The organism is Hymenobacter agri (assembly GCF_054778495.1).
Genome location: NZ_BAAGZM010000004.1, coordinates 1 through 23,394, shown reverse-complemented (window position 1 = coordinate 23,394; position 23,394 = coordinate 1). Strand labels below are relative to the sequence as shown.

The window sequence follows — 23,394 nt, the reverse complement described above, 5'->3', positions numbered from 1 at the left end:
GCAATCTCCGCGTTCTAGCCCCTAGACGACAGCACCGAAGTGCTGCTGGGACTCGAACCCAGGTTACGGAAGCAGGGTCCCAGTGCGCGGTATTAGTTCTTGCACAAAGTTAGCCTACTACTCTACGCCAAAGCGGCGGGCTCCTTTGAGAGCGAAAAGCCTTGCCCTTTGCATTGTTCGCATCCCGGCCGCGTGCCATGCCGCGACCAAGGCCGCCTACTCCTGACTCAGCGCCGGCTCATCGGGTAACATGCGGCGAACCTCGCCAACAGTTGTCTGGTTTTGGATTAAGGAGGCTATGCACCTTGAGCCCGAGGGCAGGTGGAGGCATCGCTTGGCTGTACCTTTATGAGCACTCTTCTAACCCTATCCCCATGCTGTCCTCCTCCCGCTTCGGCGCCGTCGCTTTTTTTGCCAGCAGCCTGATGTGGGCCCCCGGGTGTAGCAACCGCCATGACCCCGCGCCACAAGGACAGGTGCAGACCGGCGCAGTTGCGGGCGTTTTCGCGCCGGCGAATGCGGTGGTGGGCGTAACAGCTACGCCCACAGCGGGAGGAAATCCCGTAGCGGCCAGTATAGGGGCCGGCGCCTATTCGTTTAGTGCACTCCCAGCCGGCGACTACACCTTGACCTTTGCGGTGGCAGCCGGATATATCGCTCCCGCACCGCATTCGGCCACGGTTTTGGCTAACGCGACCACTCAGACGCCCTCGTTGACGGTATTACCAGTGCCGCCCCCCTTGCCGGAACATCTGGCCTTGGGTAACCCCAGCGGGGCCGTGGCCGATGTGAACCAGCCCGCTAATTACCTGCTCTACAAAACCCAGTACGCACTTTCCTACAACCGCGACCAGGGCAAACCCAATTGGGTGAGCTGGCACTTGAGCACGAATTGGATTGGCTCGGCGGTCCGACAGGACGACTTTCGGTCCGACCCTGATTTGCCGGCTGGCTGGTACCGCGTTGGAGGCAGCAGTTACACGGGCTCGGGCTTTGACCGGGGCCATAACTGCCCCAGCGCGGACCGCACGAGTACCGTGGCCGACAACTCTGCCACGTTCGTTATGTCGAACATGATGCCGCAGGCGCCACGGAACAATCAGCAGACGTGGGCCAACCTGGAAGACTACTGCCGCACCTTTCTCAACTCGGGCAACGAAGTGTACATCATCTGTGGGAGCTATGGGCAAGGCGGCATTGGCTCTAACGGGTACGCCACCACGCTCGACCAAGGGCGTGTACGAGTGCCGGCGCGTTGTTGGAAAGTCGTAGTGATTCTGCCCGTGGGCACCGACGACGCCAGCCGCGTCAGTACCGCTACCCGGGTCATTGCCATTGACACACCCAACGACAACTCGCTAAGTACGTCCTGGGGCACTTACCGCACGAGCGTGGACTCCATCGAGGCGTCCACGGGCTACGATATTCTCTCGGCTGTGCCGTCTTCCGTGCAACAGGTCATTGAGGCAAGGGTAGACAACGGGCCCACGAGCTGAAGCAAGCAACAACATAACACCACCACGCACCTTTCCCGCAACCATCCAGTAAAAATCCGGACCCCGTGCGGCTAAAGGGTTCCCGATACCGGGGACGGGGTGCCCATGTCGAGCTGCCCCCCGGCCGTGCCTTCGTTCAGGTAGGGTCCGGGCGCGGGTTGGTCGAGCGGCAGCAACACCGGCATCGTCAGGTCGGCCAGCGAAGGCCCTTGCAGAATCTTGATGTAGTCGATGGTGACGCCCACCGGCCCGCCGCCGCCGTTGTTGCGCACCCCAAGCGCCAGCTTTACGTCCGGGGTAGCGTGCCTTCCTAGCGGCCTTTGTTCATGCTATGTTTTTAGGCGAGGGGGCTTGGCAGCGCGAGCGGCACAGCCAAGGAGGCGCACTACCTAGAGAAGTGAGCCAATCATTTTGATAGTTTTTGAGTGATTTGCCTTTATATTAATGAGTCTCTATATTGATGTTCGAAGGATGACTAGCACGGGTGCAAATCCCGCATTCAGAATCGCTTCATAGTGAGAGTTGGTGAGGCTTCCTGCTAAATCCACTAGTGGGCTTTTATTAATCCAGTATTCTGAATACCCTCACATTCAAATTGTCGCGACAGACAAAAATTTACATACCAATATTTATAGCAAAAATTTGCCAACACTTTTAGTTGTTCTTTCGTTATTTGCGTCCTTTTAATTCGGATGCCATGACAACCGTTGACATTTTAGATATTGCCCGTGAGCCGGTGTGGCTCATTGCTTAATTATCCGAAGGTGGGGCAAACAGTCCGACGTGGTAACTATTCGACGGTTACCCGTTGCACCCACGTGCTATCGCCTGCGTGTAAGCGAAGCAAATAAACCCCAGTTGCCAGCCCCGCAGTTGAAAATGCCAGTGATGCTCCGACTGGCAGAGACGGGGCGACCTGTGCCGCTACACATTGTCCCAGCAAGTTATGGAGTGTAGCCTGCACGTTAATCGCTCCCTTCACCTGCGGAACTTGTACCGTGAAGCCGCTATGCGCGGGATTAGGGTACAGCATTAGACTAGACGCCGTACGCTCTGCCTTACTGGACAGGGCGCTGCTGTTAAGCAACACGGACACAACCACATTAGTAGCAGAGGAATTGTTGGTGATTAAGTCGGGCTTTGCATCGCCGTTCACATCAACTGCCGTCAGCCCTACGGACGAATTGCCTGTAGGGAACAGCGTTGCGGTAGCTGGGAAAGCCCCCCCTGGCTGGTTCAGCAGCACGCCCACAGAGTTTGTGCCATTGAATACTGTACCAAAATCTAACAATCCGTCTCGGTTTAGGTCACTCAGCACCATCCCGCCATACGATGTATAAGGCAAGGTGTAAGCAGTTGGGTTACGCAGCCCCCCGTTTCCTGTACCCAATAACACATTGAATTTGCTAACGGTAGTACCCGTTGCTACTTGGTTCAGCACCACGACATCCATTTTCCCGTCGTTGTCGATGTCGCCTACTTGAAGCTGTTGTGCCGGCGTGCCGCCAAGGGGGTTGCTATAAACAGGCGTGGCAGGAGCAAATGCTCCAGTTCCATCCCCCAAGTACACATCGAGGGTATTGCCTCCAAAGAGTAAATCGGGATTTCCATCCCCGTTTAAATCGTCAACCGCTGCCGCATTGAACGGATTCGCCCCATACTGCACAATTGGCGCAAAACCGCCCGACCCCTGACTTAACAATACCCCTACTGCGCTTGGCGTGGAACCAACGATGAGCACATCGGCGCGGCCGTCCTTGTTCACATCCTTCACGAGCAATCCAATAGGCGTCGGGTTGGCTGGCAGCACGTATGTGGAGGCCACCGAAAAACCTCCCGAACCGTTGCCCAGCAGCACGCTCAACGAACGGGCCGCAAGACTGACCAGCGCAATGTCCGCCTTCCCGTCCGCGTTAATGTCACCCGCCGCCAAAGATGCCGCGCTTGAGGTGCCACTTGAGTACGAACTGGTAGTCGCGGCGAAGCCCCCTGCTCCCGTATTAAGACGTACCGTTATTGCGGAGCCACTAGAGCCAATCTGCACCATGTCCGGCAGACCGTCACTGTTCACATCGTGCATGATGGGTCCAGAGCCACCCTGGCTATTGCTATACAATACAGGCGCCGCAAATCCGAGCGATTGCGCAAAAGCTGGGGAGCCAACCAGCAGTAGGGTACCGAGTAAGAGCTGCTTCATAGGTGCTAATATACCCCGTGACCCAAGTTAGACTCAGGCATGACCTTAATTTCCTGTCATCCAGCTCGGCAGTTGCACGAACGCGGCGTAATCTGGTAGCCGGTCATCCTCCCCGCCAGCCTCGAAGGCAAAGCAGAACTCCACGACGCTGGCCTTTGTGTCATAGGCAAGCTCGACAAAGAACGGGTCGGGCATCTGGTAGAGCAGTGCCGCCCGGTGGAAATCATCCCAGCGGCGGGCCAGGTATGTGCCGACGCGGTAAACGTAGGCGAGCTGCACTTCGTCGGAGAGTTGGTTGAAATCGTGCAGGGTCATGGCAGTAAGTTAACGAGGAGGCATGAAACAGCCCTGCTGGAATGCAGAGTGCTTATGTGGACTTACTAGCTTACCAAGGTGGGATGCATCTATTCGACGGCCCTTAAGCAGTGCATTAGGCAGGCTGGTGGGGTGGGCACTTGAAAGGCACCCACCGGGTCACAGGGTTTCACTTGCCCAAAGGGATGGCATTCTGTACAGCACCCCGGTAGGCCAATCTTCTCACCTACAGCCATCTTAAATATTATTCTAACTGGCGTTTCAGCCGTTTGAGTTTCTTCTTTAATTCCACAATGGAAGTGGCAAGTGCCCCTTGTCGCAAGAATGCCAGCTCTTCGACGTGGGACAAGGGCAGTTTGTAGTGTGAATCGACGTCCTTCATCTCATCGAACGTAAGTTGTTCGACAAATGCAATGATTTGCGGGACGCTTACACTTGGGTAAGACCGATGAACCGTGTGTATAGTCGATAGAATCGTACGGATTTTGCGGTTCAATTCATCGCAACTAGGCAGTGAGGTACGCACCCATATCCCTCGGTCACCCTCAGCGCCTCGCACATTCCAGTAGCGAGGGTTCGGCAGCGCAATACTAGTTTCAAAATAGCCCGAGTCTTGCAGGTCATAGACCCGGATACAGACGATGTGCTCACCGTTCCAGTTGGGCGCTGAAGACAAGTAAGCCTTTGCGTTGAGTGGATATTCTTGCCGCTTTTTGTCAAGGGTATTACACAGAAAACGGTGCTGAAATAATGGTGGGAAAGCTGACATCGGCGTGTTGCGCTACAAATAGGTTATTCGGTTTTCTATACATTCGCTAGTGCCTCACGGATATGTTAGTAACACCACTTGCACGGGTCCATCCGTTGCTGTGCCGTAGCTAATGCAATGGGGACAACTGCGGCACTGCATCGGGCTAAGCCTCGGCAGTCTGGCGAGGCGTGGTACTTGACCGTGTTACCGCTGGCACAGTAATACACCTTCGGGCCAGATGCAACATGGGTTTTGGTTTTGACCTTCACCTTGGCCGCTGCGTGACGGGCGACGGTTTTGTGCGTGGTGCGGGGGTGGGTGGTCTGGGCCGGCGCGGAAAGGGCGGACGCAAGCAGGGCCACCTGGAGTAGCAGGTGTTTCATAAAGGGAAGGTAGGAGGGGGTGGCCTCGAAATCAAGGGCACCGGGTTTGCAGGAACGACTTTACAAAAAAGGAATCCCATTTTCAGGCAGCCGCCATACCCCAAAATGACGCTTATACACAGCCTATCTTATTTATTTTTAGTAAATTAGTGGTATGAAAGAACGGTTTGAAAACGAGATAAAAGACTTGGCCGCTGGCATTCGGGCCATCTACCTGAGCGGCGGCAATGAATCGTTGCCGGCGGGGCTTCGAGCCATTGAGCCTGATTTCGATTTCATCGAACTTGCGACGTTTCTTTGGGCGGGCGACTGCGGAGCGGCGGTCTATTTGTACGGCCGCAAGTTTATCGAGCTATTGCTCTCGGCCATTGTTGACGCCGAACTGTACGAGTTCCTGCCGTTGGTTTACCGGGCCATTGAGGCGGGGGAATCGTGGTCGGATAACATCGGGCATTTACCCGCTGGCTCGCCGGAAACTACCTCGTCAGATTCCAGCCACATCGGGGTCCCATTGTCAGAGGACTGGATGGAACGAATCTGATTGCACACCTATCTATACCCAACCAAAAAGCCCCGGCTCACAAGTCGGGGCTTTTTTACTTGATGCACTACCCGTAAAAAAATTGCAGCATTGCTTGTTTGTACTGCAACTGTGCTAGTACATTTACTAACATTCTCACACTAACACCTTAGCGCCATGTCCGACCAACCAACCCCTGATGAGGATAGCTTCATCGTGCTCAACGGCCGCCGCCTGCGAGCCGTGAATCCGAAAACGCCCCGCGAGAAACTGCAACAGATGGACGCGGAAATCGACTACCGTTTTGTGCGGGAGGTCGAAGAACTCGAATACAGCGGCCGGGTCGAATCCCGCAACCGCCTCGAACTCTCCATTGGCCTTGAAGCCGGGGGCATCAACAACATTCGCAACGGCGTTCGTGGCGTAACGAAGGTAAACATCGTGTTGCTGCAACAGCTTTACCGCGCCGACCTCAACTACATCTTGTTTGACGCACCGCGCAACAAAGAACTCACCAACCCCTACATTCCCGGCGTGGGCCGCCTCGATAAGTTCGAGCCCTACGTGCATCGCTACCTCGCCCCAGCCCGCTGGAAGGCCGGGCCGAGGCCCGAAACCCGGCGGCCTCACCCGGACGGCGAGGGCACCTGGGCGCCCAGCTATCCGGCCGACCCCGACAACAAGAAGTGGACGAAGCCGAGTCGGGCTGCGAACCCCGACAGCTCTCGTAGCCGCAAGAAGGCCGAACGGGAGGCCGCCCAGCAAGCCGAGTAAGCAAAAGCCGCCTCCACCGGGCGGCTTTCTTTTTTGCCTAATTGATGAGTGCCTTTACCGCGTTGCGCAGGTCACGATGGTAGTGTCCGGCTACGCCCATTCCTTCGAGAGTCAGGCGCACACGCCGGCAACGTAGAGAGGTGTAACGATGTACCAGCCCGGCCTTGCTGAGAACTGCCAAATAGCTCCTAACGAGATTCTGGCGGGCTATATTCAAGCTGTAAACGTCTGAAATGAGGTGGCTGCGGCCCAAATTGGACATGGCGGCAACGGAAATCAGCACCAAAAGGGCTCCGCTCGGCAGCTTGTATTTGGCAGCAGTCGTTTTCCGCACGGCGGGCTCGCAAATGGCTACTAGGCCGTGGTATTCAGGCGATTGAAGCGCGTATTTTTTTACCATTTTGGCGGGGCTGGTGACAAAACGCCTAGTTTATAGGTGGTTGCGAAGAGTGTATTTACATGGGAAGTGGCAAGTAGACCTTCACGCACACAACCAATATTTTTGATTCGCCCGATTTGGCGAAAACTATACTAACAGGTCGCGAGCTTCTTTCAGCTCAGCACCGGCACTCACGGCGGCTCTCACTTGGGCAATTTGCGCGGGGATGGTGGCGATGCGAGCAAACACGGTTTCGGCGTCCTCCCGTGCCCGTTTGGTGGCGGCGGTGAGGACGTGGGGCTTGCTCTCGGGCTTGGCGTTTTTCACGGCCAGTTCAGCGGCTAGTTCCGGCAGTCGTGCCAATGCGGCGGCGGCAGTAGGGGAGAGGGTGAACGCGCTGGAAGCAAGTACGGCCGCCACGTCACGCCGAGCGTAACGCCCGGTTCGCCCAAGCAGGCCCCGCAGGCCGCGTACTTCGCTTTCAAGGAAGCCCACGCCGAGGCTCGCTATCCACGTCTGCCCGGCCAGCGTGGCGCGTTCGAGCACCCGTGGGTCGCCGGCGGGGCCGGATTCAACGCCAGCCAGGGCGGCGCGGTGGGCCTCGGCGGTAAATTCGAGGGTGTGTGCCGCCCAAGAAAGGGCGTCGCAGGATGGCATGGTGGGCGATACTTTCAGCGTTGGCATGGCAAAAGTGGGTAGCGGTTGAAGTGGTGCAGGGCCAGGGTTTGGGTGCCGGTCAGGGCCAGGTAGTCGGTTATCAGTGCCTCGAACGCGGGTTGGCTGTCGAGCACCACGCAGCAGTAGCCTTTCGGGCGCATGGCGTTGATGAAATCCTTCTGGTTCTGGCTCAGCACGCCCACGGGTGTCTTGAACTCAATGTAGAGGCCGTGGTATACCCCGCGAGGCTCGGGCAAGAAGGTGTCGGAAACCCCGCTTTTTAATCCTGTAGCTTTCTGCCGGGCAGCGGTCACCGTATCAGTGTTGACGCCGTTTGGGATGGCGTGAAACCACTTTTCAGTGGTGCGATAGTGGCGGTTTAGCCAGACGAGGCAGTTTTGTTGGATGCGGGCCTCGGTGAGTTGGTCTTGGGTGAGAGGTTTAGGTGAGGGCATGGGGCCGGGGTGAAGGTGAGAAAAACCTTGCGCCGGTTGGAGATGGATAGGGTGTAGTGGAAGGGGCAAATGGCCGTTGCTTTGAAAAGTCCAGCAAAACCTTGTAGTTACAAGGTGGAAATGCCCCGACTCCTTTTTTTTGGGCAACTGACTCCTTTTTTTGTTTTTAATTTAAAATACTAATTATCATGTAGTTGTAATCAAATTTCAGCCTCTTTGCTCAGCAAAAAATACTTTTCCTGTATGTTGTGTTTTTCCAAGATGGTTTGCGGGTGCAAGTAGAAGAAATACAACTACTATTGGTAATTATTTTTCGCAGAGTAAAGAGCGAAAAAAAGTAAGCAAAGTGATTGATTGATAAACGGTTGGGTGGCTTCTTAAAAAAGGAGTCAGCAACGTCAAAAAAAGGAGTCACCCAACCGTTACCCGCTTAATCCACTACCGGCCAAGTGAAATACATTTGGTTTTTACGGTCGCCCCGATTGTTGCACTTTGCTTTCTCAAAGCCGAAGGTGACCATCCAGTCATTGAATTGGTTGGCGGTCCTAACGGCTCCTTCGTTTTGCGTTTCAAACGCTTGGTAGGCATCCTTAGACCAAACTACTTGCAGGACCTTCGACGGCGTGGGTGCGTGTTTCTCCCATAGACTGCCCTCTGAAATGTCTTCCAGTTCGGCTACGAGCTCTTCGGCAAACTCCACGAACTTTTCCGAGGTCCTGTCCATGAGCTTGCGCTTAGCCCCCTCCGCTACTTCGGCGGTGACATGGCCGTGAATCAAGTATTTCTGCACCCAGCCAAGGGCCAGATTGTAAAACTGATTCCACTCAAACGCTCCCCAAGACCCCTCATCAAAGAAGCCGTTGGTTACGTCGTCGGTGGGTGACCAGTCTTTGTGGTAGTGGTTGCTCAGGCCGATTTCAATTTTGCGGCGTTCGTGGCTGCCGCCCTCGCCCAAAACCATATTATTCGTCGTGATGGCGAATTTGCAGCTCTCCTCAAAGGGAACTACGAGCTGCTGTTGGTGCTTGCGGTTGATGGTTATGGACCCCGTGATTTCTGAAAACAGCGCTTTGAAATTGAGGTCTTTGCGCCACTCATCAAAGTAGGTTACCCGCGACCCTTCTTTAATAGTGGCATACTTGAAGTTGTCGCCGAAGTCAAAGGTTTCTCCCTCGATTTTCGAGGTCATAACCACATTTTCAAGGGCTTTCATAAGCAGCCCTTTGCCCGTACCGCCGTTTTCTACGCCGGTTTTACCGAACTGGTCGTAGTACACTACGGCGCGGGCCTTGTTCTTCTTGTTTGTTTTGTAACCGTGCATGAGGTAGCCCTGCGCACATTGCAAGCTCAGGAGCCGCTGCGGGTCCTGAGCCATGATGTTACGGGTAAACATGTCGTAGTCACAGAACTCCCCGCCATCTTTCAGTATGCTGAAATTGTGTGGCTTACGCTGTGGCTCCCAGATGTAGCCGGGCAACATATCATAGTCATGCGCGGTAGTGCCCTCAGCCGTGGTGGTGGTGTAGCAGTTGTCGAAGAAGCAATAAAATGTGCTCTCGGTGTCGCGCACGAAGGGCTTGGGCAGGTTGGGCAACGAGGCCATGAAAACGGCGTCGAAGGTGTCCCGAATCTTGCCTAGCACCAAGTCGCTCAATTGCTCGCGACTCATGCCGTCGAACCGCTCGGGTAGACGTTCAATGTAGTCAGTAACGTGGCCGATGATTTCGCTTTGGGTCACTACCCGCACGCATGGGCCGGCAACCTTCAGGAACTCGACGCCTGTTCCCACAATCTTTTTATAGAACCCTTCCTTAATGAGCCAATCGCGGAATTTGGTTTTTGCCAGTTTGAGCGCCCGGCCGCTGCGGCTCGTCTCCCAACGCCAGAAGGTCAGCAACTCCACCTCTGGCTTTTCCAGGAGCGCATCAACCGCTGCGCTTATGGCCTGCGCGTGGTCGGGGCGGTCAATGGTCAGCAGGGATTTAATGTCATAGGCACTGCGTCCTTCATTGTGGCGTTGGTACACAATGCGCTCCTGCTCAATCGGCAACCACGGCTGGCCAGCTCCAGCGTCTAGCTGGCCCTCGATGGTCTTTCGGGCGGTGTCTTGCCCGCTGCCATCGTTGACAGCGAGAAAAGCCGAATACAACTCCTCAGCTGCTTTGCTGCGGTCCAGATGGCCGGTTGCTACCAGGCCGCCAATGTAAAAAGCTGCGCGGCTGCGCACCTCATGGCGTCCACCGTTGGGGGCACTTAGAATCTCGCTCACGGCCTTATCGAGCATGAACTGACCAAAGGTCTTACCACTCCCCACATAGCGCGGGGCTGGTGTAGTAATCGGCCGGGGTTTGCTGGGCTCAGCTTCCACCAACTTGAACACCTCGGCGTTGGGGTTGTAGAAAAGCGCAGGGTCATAGCTGACAAAACGAAACCGGGCGAAATCTTTGCACGCTGCATCGGCTGCCACCGCGTGTTGCTCACCCAAGTACCTTACGGCGGCACGCCACGAGGCTTGATATTGCTGTTCGTTGGTGGTGGCTGGCGATAACAGGCACACCACAAGGCCAACCCCGCCCGCCGATTGGAACACGGCCATAACATAGGGGTCGCCCGCCAGCTTTTGGGCAAGCGCGTTGAAGTCCAATCCCTTATTGGCCGGTCCTTCATCTAAGTCCATGCACAAAACCCCGGTAGGCGCTGTGAGGTTGTGTTTGCTACGCTTAGAAAATGTGCCGCAGGGGGTGAAGCCAGGCAGGGCTCGCTTGGCGGCGTTATAGGCGTCGGATGCTTTCGGGTGCAAACGCACGGCCTCTACGCCTTCCCGCCATTGGCCGGATTTTATGTCGGCAAAAATGGCCGCAAGCGTGCGCTGCTCTTGGGAATTTGATTGGGTGATGTTGGGGTAAAAAGATACGTTCATGCGGTGGTCTGGGGTAATCTCGTGATTGTTTTGGGGCCGTGTTGGCGCACGGCTTAGGGGCGGGCTCCTGGGGGCTTATCGCATCGGCGGGCCTCCTTTCCTGAAATTGGCGCGGCGCTGCTGCTGGGCGTAAATCCACGTCCATTTATAGCCTGCTGCCTTCTGCACCTCGGCCAATTCGGCATCGGTGAGTTTGGCCGGGGTGTGGTAGTGAACCCGCAGGTGGGCGGGCCACAAATCGATTTTTTTGACTGGTTCTGGCTTGGGCTTTTTGGCCGTGGCGCCGTACTCGACCTGTACGAACTCCCCGCTCACGGCCCGGTCCACCACCGAGGGGTAGCTATAGCTGCATTCCTCGCAAACTCGCGCCTGGGCGGCGGTGTAGAGGCCGCACTTGGGGCAGGCTTTGATGGGGGCCGCGTCGAGCTTGTCGCCCTTGGGCTTGCGCTGCTTTTTCGCGTCGAGCGTATAAGTGATAGGGGCTTCCCAAAAGCCGAAGCGCTTTAGGTTCATCCCGTGGTCGATAACCACGAAGCCGGGGCACGAACTGGCGGCGATGGCGGCCAAGCGTTCCTCGGCGGTTTCGCAGTCGAAGCCCGCAGTGGGACGAGCCCCCCGGCCGACCATCTGGTGATAGAGGGGCCGCGACTTGGTGGGGCGGTTCAGGATGACGCAACCGACCTCCGGCAAATCCAGCCCCTCCGTGAATAGCGCCACGTTGCTGAGCACCCGGTACTTGCCCGCTGCAAAGTCTTTGAGGATTTGAGCGCGTTCGGCGGCGGGCGTTTCCCCGTCGAGGTGAATGGCGGGAATGCCAGCCTCGTTAAAAGCGGTGGCGGTTTTCTGGCTGTGGGCGATGTTGACGCAGAAAACGATGCCCGGCATTCCGCGGCCGAATTTCCGGTAGTTGCCCACAACCTCCGCGTAGAGGCGCGGCTTGTCCTGCCGGGCAAACACTTCCTCGCTGTCGAACTCCGCGCCCTTGTCGTTGAGCCCGTCTAAGTCCGACGCCCCGCAGTAGTAGAGAGGTTTGAGCAAGTAGCCTAGCTCGATGAGTTGCAGCGTGGTAATCGTCTGCACCAACACGGTAAATGTGTCGCCCAATCCTTTCCCGTCTCCGCGCTCCGGGGTGGCGGTTAATCCCACCACGGCTGCCGCAGGGAACGCCCGTAGCACTGCCTGATACTGCCCGGCCGTGGCGTGGTGGCACTCATCCACCATGACATAATCGGGCCACTGTTCTACCGGGATGCTGGCGGCTCGTTTTGAGAGCGTTTGCACCATGCAGACCTGCACCATGCAGTCCAGGTCAGCTTTCACGCCCGCCGCGATAACACCGGCCTTGATGCCGAATTTCGCCAGTCGGGCCACAATTTGCTCGACCAACTCGATACGGTGAACGGCGCAGCAGATGCGCTTGCCCCGCGCCAGCATCCGGCGCACTAGCTCCGCCAACACGGTAGTTTTACCCGCCCCGGTGGGCATCGTGAACAAGATGGCCGCGTGGTTTTTGGCCGCACGCCGCACCGCCTCCACTACCGCTTGTTGGTAAGGGCGCAGCACAACCGGATTGGCTATGCTGCCCAGCGAAAATAGTTGCGAATTTTCTCGCGCAAATGCTTGTTTTCCTTCTACGTGCACTATATTTGCAGTGTCAGTTATGGTAGTCTCTGACGAGTCCCGTTGGCGCGGGACGGGGTTATCTCTTAGAGCGGCCGGTGCTTAATTGCGCTGGCCGTTTTGCGTTGTGGTTCGCCCCCACTTCCGCCTGCCCTGGATGGAGTTCGCACTCACGGCATCCTCGATGCTACCCACCTGGTAGTGAAAGCCGCCGCGCTGCCCGCGAATACGCTTGCCGACGATGAGGCCCCTTCTACGCCAAATTTTCAGGGTATTATGAGAGCACCCCTGCATGAGTTTCACCGCTTCCTCGGCGGGAACAAACTGCTCGCGCCGCTGCCGATTTTTCTCGGCATCCATCAAGTCGTTAAATCGTTGTTCTCCGCTGGCCGCACCTATCTCGAAAAGGGCGCTTATTACGACGTCCAGCTTGCCCGGTGAGATGTTGGCTAAGAGGGCGGCAGCGCCGGGAAAATCGTTACCCGGAACAGGAATACTCTGTGTTAAGGCCATTTCTGAGTTGTTTTTAGGTTATACTACCGGGTTTCACCGGCACTTTGCTTGATTTCCGTTCGACACAACAAATATAAGCACTAATTTTTATTTGCAGCATTGTCGCAATTTTAAAAATCAATGCCGTAGTTCATTTCGCAAAAACTACGGCATTGCTATAGTTGGTCAATGCGTCACATTACGGCCTCCTTGCCCGCCTTCACCGCCTGCTTGTGTATTCTGGCCGCCCACTTTTTGGCTTCCTTTGGCCCAACTTCCGCCAAGGAGCGGTTCTGCTCGGGGTGAGCCAACAAGTAGGCTTTATAGTTCGGGTCGAGGTCGGGGGCTTGGCTAGGCTTGCGGAAGGCCGCCCGCAGCAGGTCACGATAGGCGTGGCCGCGTGCTACCATGAACTGCTTGAACTCGGCATCGGTCAGGGGGCGCAGCTTTTGCAGCCCCACATCGAAGTGCATCAAGTCGTCGTCGCTAATGCGCTTTCTAGCGGGCAGTAGACTATGGGCCGCGAGCCAGTCGAGGTTCCGCTGGTCCTGCGGGTCGCGCTCCTGCGGCAGCCATCCCCACAATCGGGTCGAGGACAACCGCATCTTTTCCCCAAAAATCCCGATGGCGTCCTCCTGCGAATCGCGCACCCAAGGAATATCCGAAGAGAGTTGGTTGTAGGCGGTTTCCCAAGCCGTATCGGCGGTGTTCTCCTTCACGGCCTCGCCCCGCAAGATGTTGAATCCGCGTAGGGCCTGCTGGTCGAGCGCGGCGTATGGCACCATGCCTCTTGCCATGCCAGCGGTGAGGCGGCCGAAGTAGTTCAGCGTTTGGTCGGGCTGGCGGGTCGCTTTCAGGATGGCCTCGGTGAAGGCATCTAGCCCGGTGCTCGGCCCTACGGATGCCGAGTATTGCGCAATCAGCCACAGGGCCACCGCCACGCGCTTGCCGTCACTCGCTACCTCGCCCTTCTTGGCTTGGCGGCGGTCATAGGCCAGCAGGTTGCCGAGGGTTGCCAGTTGCAGCTCGACGGGCCAGCCCTTGTACGGCACGGCCAGGCCATTGTGGAAGATGATGCTATACTCGGGCTCCTGTTCGTCCTTGTCCTTGTCGCCCGCGTAGCCGCCCGTGATGATGATTTCGCCGGCCTTGGCGAGCCCGTAGAGCGTCAACGCGCTCACAGTGCCCACGATGGCGCGGGTCGCGGCCTTGCTGCGCTGTTCCGGGGTGAGGACGCGGAAGTGCTGCCCGCCGTTGAACTCCTTCGGGCCGTGACTGCCTACGGCCGCCCGAACGAAGCCCCAGGGGGTGTAGTCAAGGTGGCGGTCCAGCACCGAGGCGGCGATGCGGCTAAAGGGCGCAATCAGCCCAAAAATTTTCTGCCCTACCACCGGAATCTCGCCTACCTTGGCGATGAGGCCGGCGAACGCCCCAAACGTCCCAGGCATTCCGTCATTAAAAGAATTTTCGCGGCTGAACTGCTCCGCGTCGGCTGCGAGGTCGGCGGGCTGCGCGAACCGCTGCAATTCGCCTACGCGCATGGATTTGTCGATGCCGCTCAACCCCTCGGCCTCGGCCTGCTTTTCCCAGCTTGCCACGCGCTCTTGCACGGCCTGGTTCACCAAGGCGCCGATGCGGCGCTTGCGGTCAGCCGGGGCCACGTTTTCCGCGTCGGCCTGGCTGGTGGCGGCGGCGAGCAAATCCGGCAGGCCGTACAGCTTGCCCAAGGCAGTAGAAACGGCCCGCTCGTAGGTGTCGGCGCGGCTCAGCTTCTCGCCATTGAGCCCGGCATCTTCGCGCACCTCTTTGTACGCCTGCTTGATAGCAATTTCCCAGCTCCGCATCCCTTGCAAGCCATTCCGGGCAATTACGTCCTCGGCCACAAGGGCGCGCTGCACATACTTCAAGCCGTTCAGGGGCTTGGCTAGTCCGGTAAAGGTTTTGTTTTCCAAGTAATTGCGGCCCCCGGCGTTGAACTTTTCCTCGTGCGTGCCCAGATAGCCCGTGGTAAGCACCCGCAGGGCTTCGGCCCAGCCGCTGCGTTGCGCCCGCGCCACCCCGCGCAACGGTCCCAGCGCGGCCTTTAGGCTGCCGGTGTTGGCCCAGGTTTCGGCTACGCTGATAACGGTTTCAGCAAGGGCCTGGTGGGCGTTGGAGACAACGTTGGTCGCGTGGGTCAACGGGCCGCTGAGCGTATTGGCGAACCACATCGCTTGTGCGGCGTCACGCCAGTCGATGTGTTCGACCTTGCCCATTGCGTTCATCAGTTGTTGCACCCGCTCGGCGCGCTGGAAACCGGCTGGGGCGTTGCGTACCCGCTCGGCCAGTTTCACAAACTCGTCGGCCTGCTCCTTGGTGATGTTCGGGAGTTTGAGCTGGGCTTTCAACAGGTCAGCGGCCGTGGCCGGGTCGGTGGCAAGGTTCAGGGTAGATAGCAGTTTATCAACGGCGGTGGCGGCGTTTTTGCCCAGCAGAACCCGCGTCTGGAATGTCAGGATTTTGTTGCGCAGCGTAGATTTCTTCGCGGCCACCTGCTTGGCGAACTCCGCTTCAACCGCCTGGGCGTAGGCACCAGCCGTTTTGGCATCCAAGCCAGCCTCAGCCGTGAACCGTTCGGCCAGTGCCTTGCCCGTGGGGTTAATGCCCTCGGCGTGCTCGCGGGCGATTCCATCGAGTGTCGTCCCCAGCTTTTTGATGCCCGCTTTCACGGCGGCCGGGGCCACGAGTGCCGCCACGTCGGCGGGCTCGGTGAAATTGGTATCGGCTCCACCGTGTTTGATGTACTTAGCGCGAGCCTGCTCGTAGGCAGCGGGTAGCAACGGCTTCACCTTCGCGCCCAAATCGCGCACCACGCGCTTGCTGACTTCGGCAAAGCTGTTTTTGCCACCAGCTCTTGCGAGGGATTCGACGTGGTAGCCCACGAACTGCACCAACTCGGGCGGCACGATGGACGAGAAGCCCATACCGCGCAGCTTGGCCTTCAGTTCGGCGGCAGTGAGCTTGGGGAAGTATTTATTGGCCTGCCCGTACCCTTTCGGCTCGTCAATCGGGGCGGAGTCGGCGGGGGTGGCATTTGCGGTGGCGGCCTCGCGGGCTTTCTGCACGGCGGGCGATTTCAGCGCGGCATCCATCGCGGTGCGGCGGGCACGGGTAGCAATTTTTGCCACCTGCGCCCCGGCTTTCTCGGCCTGTTTGATTTTGGGGGCGGCCTGCTTCTGCGCTTCTTTCACCACGGCATCCAGCACGGAGTCGGGCTCGTCGGCAATAAAGCCCTGCACCTGCGCGATGGTCTGGCCGGCATCGGTGAGGGCCGACACCTTCGCGGCGCGGGCTTGCTTGCTCAAATCCCACAACCGGGCGGCCCCGTCTTTGTCGCCAGCCTTTTGCGCGGCATCGCTCAGCCTACGGTACTCGCGGGCCACGGCCTCCTGTACCTCAACGTGGGCCGCGCCGGGGAAGCCCTCTGGCTTGTCGAGCGCTACGGCCAACGCATTTTCGAGGCCAACCTGCTGAATGTATTTGTCAGCGGTGGCTTGGTTTTCAATCTTCATTTTCGGCGTATATAGGCGCTCGTCTGCCGTGAACGCCTTACGGGTCGCCGCATCGAAGCGGGCGGCGTGGGCGCGTTCTTTCCGGGCCTTGCCATGCTTTACTTTCGGTATGATGCCCGCCGCCTGCTGGGCTTCCCGTATCAGGCCGCGCAATTGCTCGTCGGAGAGACCGGTGGTGGCCTGGTCGCCTACATCGGCCAGGAAGTGTGCAGTCAATTCCTTGCGCGTGGTCACGCCCTCGTCGATGTAGGATTCCAGCACCGTGCGGAAGTCGTTCAGGTCGTCCTCGGAAATGCCGTTGTAGTCTGCTATGTTCTCCCACACGCGGGCCGGAGGCGTGGGTGCCATCCAAACGCCATCTGCTTTGCGCGGGTAGAGTTCAGCCAACGATTTGCCGGTAACGTCCACTGCATCTACTAGCACCCCGCGCTGAATGAGTTCGGCAAGGTGGTATTGGTTTAATGGCAAAAAGCGAGGGTCGGCTGATTTTGCATACTCTTTGAACCGACCTTTAGGCTTCGGCAGCCCCGCGATAATGACATGCGGCGAGCCTGTCTCCCGAGCGAAGCCTCGAATTGCAGCCTCGCCCCGATTAATGGCTGGCTTGCCGGAGATGTAGTCGTCGGCCGATATATCATGCACCGTGAGTGTCGCCAGCGGAAGATGCCCCACGGCCTGCACTTGCCCGCTCGGGCTCCGGCCGATAATGATAACCCAACCATCTTTAGCCTCTAGCGACTTGCCCAGGGATACCACGTCGTCTGTGCCCCGGATGGGCAAGCCGAGCTGTGGACCAGGTTTCGAGGGTTGCAGCAGCGGGTCAACATTATAGGCGTCGAGGGCGGCTTTGCGTTCTTCAAATGGAGCCTTGCCCGCGCCGTAGGAGTAAAAATCCTCAACCTCTTTGCGGCTCTTAATCCGTAGGCCATTCGCCACCTGCTGAATGCCGTACTGATAATAAATGACGGTGTAGCGGCCATGATTTAGCACCAAATGACCCCTGAACCCAGGCACCTCCTTTTGGATGAAGTTGGTGTATTCCAAGTCGGCCTGCGAGGGGTTGGTGAACCCGGATGGATGGTTATGCTGGGCATAGTAACCCGTCGCCCCCACGGCGGCCAGTTCGGCTTTTAGCCAGTCGGCTGGCTTTTGCCCGTCAATCTGCTTGTAATTTGGGAAGGCCGGAGTGCTGCCGGGCATCCGGGACGAAAGCGTGCGCTCGCCAACGATTGTCTGCGTCCCATCCGGGTTGTCTTTGACGAAATAGTACCGAAAGGTTTCCCATCGAGGGTCGCGGAGCACCTGCGCCATTTCGGCAATGTCGGCGATGGAGTTGATGGCACGGCCCACAAACGAGGCGTACCCCTTCTCCCGCATCTCCGCCGAAATGCTGGACTGGCTTACTTCGGCTTTGCCCCGGTACGTCTCGCTGGGCGTAGCGTCCGGCCGTAATACGGGGCCACGTCCTCCGTTATTATTCCCGTTGTCGGGTCGAAGCCGCCCGTTCCCGGCGCGATTACGGGCGCTTTTGGCCGCTTGGAGGGCTTGGTGGCCGGTTTCTCGGATGCTTTCGGGCTCGGGTTCACGGAGTTGATACTTAGCGGTGAAATCTTCGTTTACAACGCCCGGCGTCGCGCCTTGTTGCCCACGGCGTGCCTTTATTTTATCAAGTGCGGCTTGGCGTTTGGTGGCGGGGGTGTCGAAGATAGGCTGGCCCGACTTGTTTTTCTCTTGCCCTGTCATTGGAGCCGTTTCACTACTAGCTTGGGGCGCACTTTGCGCTTCGCTGGGAGTTGTCGCGGCCGTTGGCTGCATCTCTCGCCAGCCCACGCCCGAAGGCAGCACTTGCCGCACAGGGGAGGCATCCTGGGGAACCGATTCAGCAGCGCGGCGCTCGCCGGAATTGCTGCGAATAAGCGGGGCAGGTGCGAGAGAATTGGTCGGGATAGGTTGGCTGGCTACATTAGCTACCGTGGCCGTGCCCTGAAAGGCTTGGCGAATGCTGTCGATGAATGCCGCCGGGTCTTTGGCGAACGCTTCTTTAGCAGCAGCAAGCGTGTTTGCGTCGGTGCGCTGACCGAAGTAGGACGCCTGAAACTGGTCGAAGGTGAGCTTCCCCTTTTCGGCGCGGGTAGCCAGGGCATCCAGTTCCAACTCGGCGTCCTCTTGGTCAAATGCTTCTTCCGTGAACCCGCCCTTGCCATCGGGCACCATTTTCATATTGCCATCCGACAGCCCCACTTTTGCATCGCCCGAAATAGCTGCGCCGAGCTGAGTGGGGTCGTCAATGCCGGACGCCTGATTTTTCAGTTGCCCGGTTACGGTGTCGGTGCCGTTGTTTTTGACAGCATTGTCGGCTGGCGCAACCGGCGCAAAATTGCGCTGGTTGAGTTCAGCGATAGCCGCCGCGCCCTCGGGGGTGGAATTGTCAACAACCCGGCTGCCGGTCTGCCCTGTCACCATCACGGCCGTAATCTGACCGGCTTTGTCGCGTAGCACGTCCTCGATGGGTAGGGTTTGAGCGTACTCGCCTTGGCCGATGGTCAGCGTAGCATTGGCGGGCAGCGGGGCATGCTTGACCGTGGTTTGTTGGGTCGGGGAGATGCCCACAAAATTGCGGGCATCTATTTCGGGAGCGGGACTCAACAGAACGTTCGCGGCGGGGAAGTCGAACTGGTCGCCCTTGTCAAATACCGACACCTGCCCGTCTACGTGGTGCAGCTCAATATCGCCCTCGGCGTTGCGGGCGGCCAGTACGGGCTCGTCGCCCATCAGCACCTGTATGGGCGTGGCATCGGGTATGAGTTCGCCCAAGGTGGGGCCGGTGGGGGTTGGCTGGGGCTCGACCTGTGGGGTGGCCTCGGGGCGTGTACCGGCCGGGGTGCGGGCGGGGTCGGCGGTAGGGCCGGGGTCTACACGCGGGGCGGGTGCCGGCGCGGACTCGCGGAACAATTTTGTGCCGTCAGCTTTCGCGCTTGAATCATTCACCCACACGTTGGGCTGGGTGTGGCGGCTCAGGCGGCCGTTGGCGTCCTTAACGATGAACACGCGGCTGTCCCCGGTGCCGCTGGCCTGCTGCACGGTGCCCAGGTGGGACATGCCGTTGGGGGCGCGCACAATGACGGTCCGGCCGAGCAGTTGAGAAGGGCGCAGGTGCGTTGAAATCGGCTTGGTGCCCTCGGGCTGGCGTTGGCGTTGCGCTACCTGCTCGAGGCTGTGGGTGCGGCCACCGTGTAGCGCACTAGCCGGAGCGCCCACCAGTAGCCCGCCGATGCCTTGCTCGATGGGGCTTTTCACCAATGCCTGAAAGGGCGTTACGCCGTAGCGGCCCCGCCCGGCGGGGGCGGATTGGTTGCCCCGGAGCTCATCGGCAGTGAGTTGTACGATGCCCTCGGCCTCGGCCTGCAAAAACTCCGTTACGGCCTCGCCTGCGCCTCCTTTGGCGGCCGACTTCACTACGCCCGGCAGGATGGAGGACACGGCCTTTGCCAGCGCCGTTTCCGAGAGCTTGCCACCGCCCTCGGCCAGTGCCCGCCCCACGATGGTTTTCGTGAGTAGCCCCGTCACGGCCTTATTCTTGGTGATGAAGCCCATGCCCATTTCTTCGAGGGCTCCTTGGATGGGAGCGAGGGCGGTAGCCGTGTACAAGGCTTCGGTTTCGCTCAGGCCAGCCTCGCGGGCGCTGTCTTTGGTGGCAGAAATGCCGAGTGCGCCGCCCATCGTCACGCCACCCATCGGGCCACCGAGGGCCGAGGCCGCGCCGACCTGCGCCACGCTGTTAATTCCTTGCCCGAGCAGGTTGCCCCACGCAGCGCCATTCAAAGGTTCATCGAGTACCGACTTGCGGGCGTTCTCGGCAATCTGAAACTTCATCTTGTCGCCCTGCGCCCGCATGGCCGCGCCCATCTGGTCGCTGGCCTTGTCGTCGGTTACGTCGTTGAAGCCCGGCCCGGTGTAGTTGTCACCGCCGAGAAAGTCGCCCTCGCCCTCGGGCGTGTCCGAGCGGGGGGTGAGGTATTTCTGGTTGAAGTCGCCGAGGTAGTCGAGCGCGTTGCCGCCCACGCGCACCAGGTCGCCGGGAATGTTGGCGATACCCTTGCCGAGCGCGGATAGAAAGGAGTCGGTTTTGGGTACAGGAGCAATATCGGGGTTGAGTTGGCCCGCCTCGGATGCCGGGCTCAGGTAGCTGGTGCCCTCCGCCACGCTGCCCGCATCGCTTTTCTTCTGGTATGCACCGGCCAGAAGTGGGCCGGTGAAGGTGAGAGGAAACACGCGCTCATCCGTAGAAGGAGTGGGGGCCACGCCGGGGATTGCTAGTGCGTCGTAGCCGAGCGGAGCGGGTTGGGTAGCAGCCTGCGGGGCTACTTCCTCAAACGGCGTATCAGCCGTTGGTAAGCCAGCGCCAGAGTCGTTGCCAGAGACTTTTTTTTTAATTCCTAGCTCGGCGGCGAATTGGTCGGCATCCAAGTCAGCCCCTTGCCATTTCTTCGCCTTAAATACTCCGTGCAGCGCGTTAATGTTGGCCGGGTCTTGCATCCCGGCCTCGAAATCCTCGTAGCGGTCAGGCAGCTCAGCGGCTACGTCGGGCGCTTCCTTTTTGATGTAGTCGTAAGTGTCGCGCAGGGCGGATGCGGGGGCGGCAGTAGTGGGGTTCTGAGGGCGTTGTGGGGTCATTGAGTATGGGATGGGCAGCGACTACTTTTTCTTGAACTGGAAACCGAATTTGCCGGGCTTCACAGGCGGGGCGGGTGCTACCGGGGCCGGAGCTTTTGCGCGGGCGGCCAAAGGACCGCCGCCCTGGGTTGAGGCCACGTAGGGCACGTTGCTATTGTAGGGATTGATAACACGCCCGCCCCTCTTAGAGAGCGCCGCCAGCACCTCTCTTTCCTGCGGGGTGGTGGTGAAACGGTCCCACTTCCCACCCATAGCGCGGGTAAGCTGGGCGTCGATTTCCTGTGAAATGGGGAAAATGACGTTGTGTTCGACAGTGTTGGTGTCGTATATGGGTTTCTTGCCCCCGCCACTGCTCGTCGGCTCCGTGTAGCCTATAATTTTGGGTGCCCCGCCCAACCCGTCGCCCGCTGTTTTGGGCTTGTCCACCAGCGTACCGCGTCCCTCTACGTGAAGTTCGAGCTTAGCCCCATTTGGGGCGTCGTGAATGACTTTGAGCAAGTGCTGATAGGATTCTTCGTCGGTGCTGAATCGCTTCTCCTGGCCTACGCGCTTGCCGTTCACATAGGGCACGTACACGCGCTTGGCGAGGCGCACGGCTACGTCCTGGTTGGTGTTTTCCGGATTAAGGCGGGTGGGTTCGCCGTCTTTACCGACCACCTCCATTTTCGAAGTGTTGGCCTGCACCTCCACGTAGGGCTTGGCCCGGCTGCCGAAGGAGGTGCCCACGAAGGGGTAGTTGTTTTCACCAATGGAGCCGTCTGCTTTGCGATAGTAAGACGTTTGATGCGACGCGATGGGATACGCCTGCACGTCGTGGTCGTTAACCTTCGGCGCGGCCTTCGGGGCGGCGCGGCGCGGGTTTAACGCTTCATCGTGCATCGAATCGTAGCGCACCAACGGGCCGAACATGGTGGCTAGGTGACCCCGGCGGCTCATCGCGGGCAGGTTGGGGTCGGCTTCACGGCGCTTGTTGTACTCGGCCTCGCGGGCATCAACCAACACCTTCACTGCGCCCCGGTCAAGCACTGCTTGGGTTTCAGGTGTCAGGTTGAGCACGGGCGTACCGTCTGCGTTGAATACAGGCCGCCCGCCTTGCATGGCAATAAGCTGCCCGCGCACGGTGTCGGCCGAGTGCTGCCCGCCGAGCTGGCCGGCTTCGGCCACGCGCTGCGTAATCGTGGGCACGTAGTCTTTGAGCGCCTTTGCCACCTCGAATGGCTCGTTGTACGTGCTGGGGTCGCTGTCCACCACGGCGCGGGCGGCGTCGGGGTCGTAGTCGGTGGCGCGCATGTGTTTGCCGTCCGGCGTCAACACGGTGTTGGCGTAGGCGCGGGCATAATTGGCAACGTTGCGCCCGCTTTTATCGGCCTCGGCGATGGCCGTATCAATGTACTTCTGCTTTTCTAGGCCGTGGATGCGGAGCGTTTCAGTATCGCGGCGGATTTGGGCCGCTTTTAACGCGCGCTCCTGTTGGCTAATATCCTGCGAGTAAATGCCGCGTAGCTGGTCGGGCAACCCAAGCGTGTAGTCGTCAAACGAGGGCTGAAACAAACGGCCCGACTCGGTTTTGTACTTTAAATCATCAACCAGCCGTTTCCCTAAGTCGTCGGCCTGTTTTTGCCTTTGCGCAGCCTCTTTCTGGTCGGCGGCTGCCTTCGCCCGCGCACCCAATATCTGCATTTGGTGAAACTGCCGGTTGTTTTCCCGGGCAATGCCGAGGGCGTCGGTGCTGGGGCGGGGAAGAAGGAAGGCGGCTCCGACCCCTGCACGCGGGGCTATCGCTTCACCGTTTATTTGCGGCATAAGGACGAGGTGAGGTGGTGGGTGCGGATTAGTAACGAGGTAGCATTCCTATTCGGCGGGCAGAGCCGTAGCCGGGAATATCAAGACCTATTTTCTTCGGGCTGAGCTTGTCTGCGCCGATTGCGGCATCATCCCCTTGACCTTGCCCGGCCTTGTAGTTTTGGTACATGTTCAGGCCCAGCATGCCATATGAGCCCGCCGTGTCGATGGCCGAACTCATGTTCTGCGCCGAGGCTTGGGTGAGGGCGGCTTTGTTGGCGTTGTAGGTGTCGAGGTCGCGTTGGCGGCGCTGCGAGGCCATGCCGAGGTCGCGCCGGAGCTGGCCCCGCATCTGGTCCTGGTAGGCCAGGCCCTTCATGCCGAGGTCGGCTTCTCCGGCTTGGCGACGGGCGGCAGCGGCTCCGGCG

Annotated in this window: 16 protein-coding genes; 3 read left to right on the top strand and 13 right to left on the bottom strand. The window is 58.8% G+C overall.

The window, feature by feature from the left end:
- The first annotated feature begins 740 nt into the window (after positions 1–740).
- The gene (locus tag ACYVDE_RS00730) at positions 741–1,496 is read left to right on the top strand and encodes a DNA/RNA non-specific endonuclease (protein ID WP_460499559.1); all 756 of its coding nucleotides are present in this window, start codon (positions 741–743) and stop codon (positions 1,494–1,496) included.
- Positions 1,497–1,567: 71 nt separating this feature from the next.
- Here ACYVDE_RS00730 and ACYVDE_RS00725 read toward each other — a convergent pair whose 3' ends face one another.
- From ACYVDE_RS00725 to ACYVDE_RS00710, 4 genes are all read right to left on the bottom strand, one after another.
- Positions 1,568–1,768 (bottom strand): hypothetical protein, encoded by a 201-nt coding sequence (locus ACYVDE_RS00725; protein ID WP_460499558.1) that lies wholly within the window; start codon positions 1,766–1,768, stop codon positions 1,568–1,570.
- A 518-nt stretch (positions 1,769–2,286) separates the two neighbouring features.
- Positions 2,287–3,693, bottom strand: a complete 1,407-nt coding sequence (locus ACYVDE_RS00720) for a T9SS type A sorting domain-containing protein (protein ID WP_460499557.1) — start codon at positions 3,691–3,693, stop codon at positions 2,287–2,289.
- 45 nt (positions 3,694–3,738) lie between these two features.
- Complete coding sequence (locus ACYVDE_RS00715; RefSeq protein WP_460499556.1) at positions 3,739–4,008, bottom strand: hypothetical protein; 270 nt, start codon at positions 4,006–4,008, stop codon at positions 3,739–3,741.
- 244 nt (positions 4,009–4,252) lie between these two features.
- On the bottom strand, positions 4,253–4,777 hold the full coding sequence (locus ACYVDE_RS00710) for a hypothetical protein (protein WP_460499555.1): 525 nt from the start codon (positions 4,775–4,777) through the stop codon (positions 4,253–4,255).
- A gap of 519 nt (positions 4,778–5,296) precedes the next feature.
- Between ACYVDE_RS00710 and ACYVDE_RS00705 the strand changes: the two genes are divergently transcribed.
- Positions 5,297–5,683 carry a hypothetical protein gene (locus ACYVDE_RS00705; protein WP_460499554.1) on the top strand — a complete coding sequence of 129 codons (387 nt, stop codon included), beginning with the start codon at positions 5,297–5,299 and terminating at the stop codon, positions 5,681–5,683.
- A gap of 156 nt (positions 5,684–5,839) precedes the next feature.
- A complete protein-coding gene (locus ACYVDE_RS00700; protein WP_460499553.1) occupies positions 5,840–6,436 on the top strand; it encodes a hypothetical protein in 597 nt (198 codons plus the stop codon).
- A 37-nt stretch (positions 6,437–6,473) separates the two neighbouring features.
- Here the strand turns inward: ACYVDE_RS00700 and ACYVDE_RS00695 are convergent, their stop codons facing one another.
- The 9 genes from ACYVDE_RS00695 to ACYVDE_RS00655 all read right to left on the bottom strand — a co-directional run.
- On the bottom strand, positions 6,474–6,836 hold the full coding sequence (locus ACYVDE_RS00695) for a hypothetical protein (RefSeq protein ID WP_460499552.1): 363 nt from the start codon (positions 6,834–6,836) through the stop codon (positions 6,474–6,476).
- Positions 6,837–6,962: 126 nt separating this feature from the next.
- Positions 6,963–7,499 (bottom strand): hypothetical protein, encoded by a 537-nt coding sequence (locus tag ACYVDE_RS00690; RefSeq protein WP_460499551.1) that lies wholly within the window; start codon positions 7,497–7,499, stop codon positions 6,963–6,965.
- Complete coding sequence (locus ACYVDE_RS00685; RefSeq protein WP_460499550.1) at positions 7,487–7,927, bottom strand: VRR-NUC domain-containing protein; 441 nt, start codon at positions 7,925–7,927, stop codon at positions 7,487–7,489. The genes ACYVDE_RS00690 and ACYVDE_RS00685 overlap by 13 nt, the downstream gene beginning before the upstream one ends.
- A gap of 430 nt (positions 7,928–8,357) precedes the next feature.
- Entirely contained in the window at positions 8,358–10,847 is a 2,490-nt protein-coding gene (locus tag ACYVDE_RS00680) for a BT4734/BF3469 family protein (protein ID WP_460499549.1), read from the bottom strand.
- A gap of 75 nt (positions 10,848–10,922) precedes the next feature.
- A complete protein-coding gene (locus ACYVDE_RS00675) occupies positions 10,923–12,410 on the bottom strand; it encodes a DEAD/DEAH box helicase (RefSeq protein WP_460499548.1) in 1,488 nt (495 codons plus the stop codon).
- A gap of 159 nt (positions 12,411–12,569) precedes the next feature.
- Positions 12,570–12,980, bottom strand: coding sequence for a hypothetical protein (locus ACYVDE_RS00670; RefSeq protein ID WP_460499547.1), 411 nt, complete (start codon positions 12,978–12,980; stop codon positions 12,570–12,572).
- Positions 12,981–13,153: 173 nt separating this feature from the next.
- Positions 13,154–21,184 (bottom strand): hypothetical protein, encoded by an 8,031-nt coding sequence (locus ACYVDE_RS00665; RefSeq protein ID WP_460499546.1) that lies wholly within the window; start codon positions 21,182–21,184, stop codon positions 13,154–13,156.
- A gap of 21 nt (positions 21,185–21,205) precedes the next feature.
- Entirely contained in the window at positions 21,206–22,987 is a 1,782-nt protein-coding gene (locus tag ACYVDE_RS00660) for a hypothetical protein (protein ID WP_460499545.1), read from the bottom strand.
- 28 nt (positions 22,988–23,015) lie between these two features.
- On the bottom strand, positions 23,016–23,394 hold a 379-nt coding region (locus tag ACYVDE_RS00655; protein WP_460499544.1), incomplete at its 5' end, for a hypothetical protein.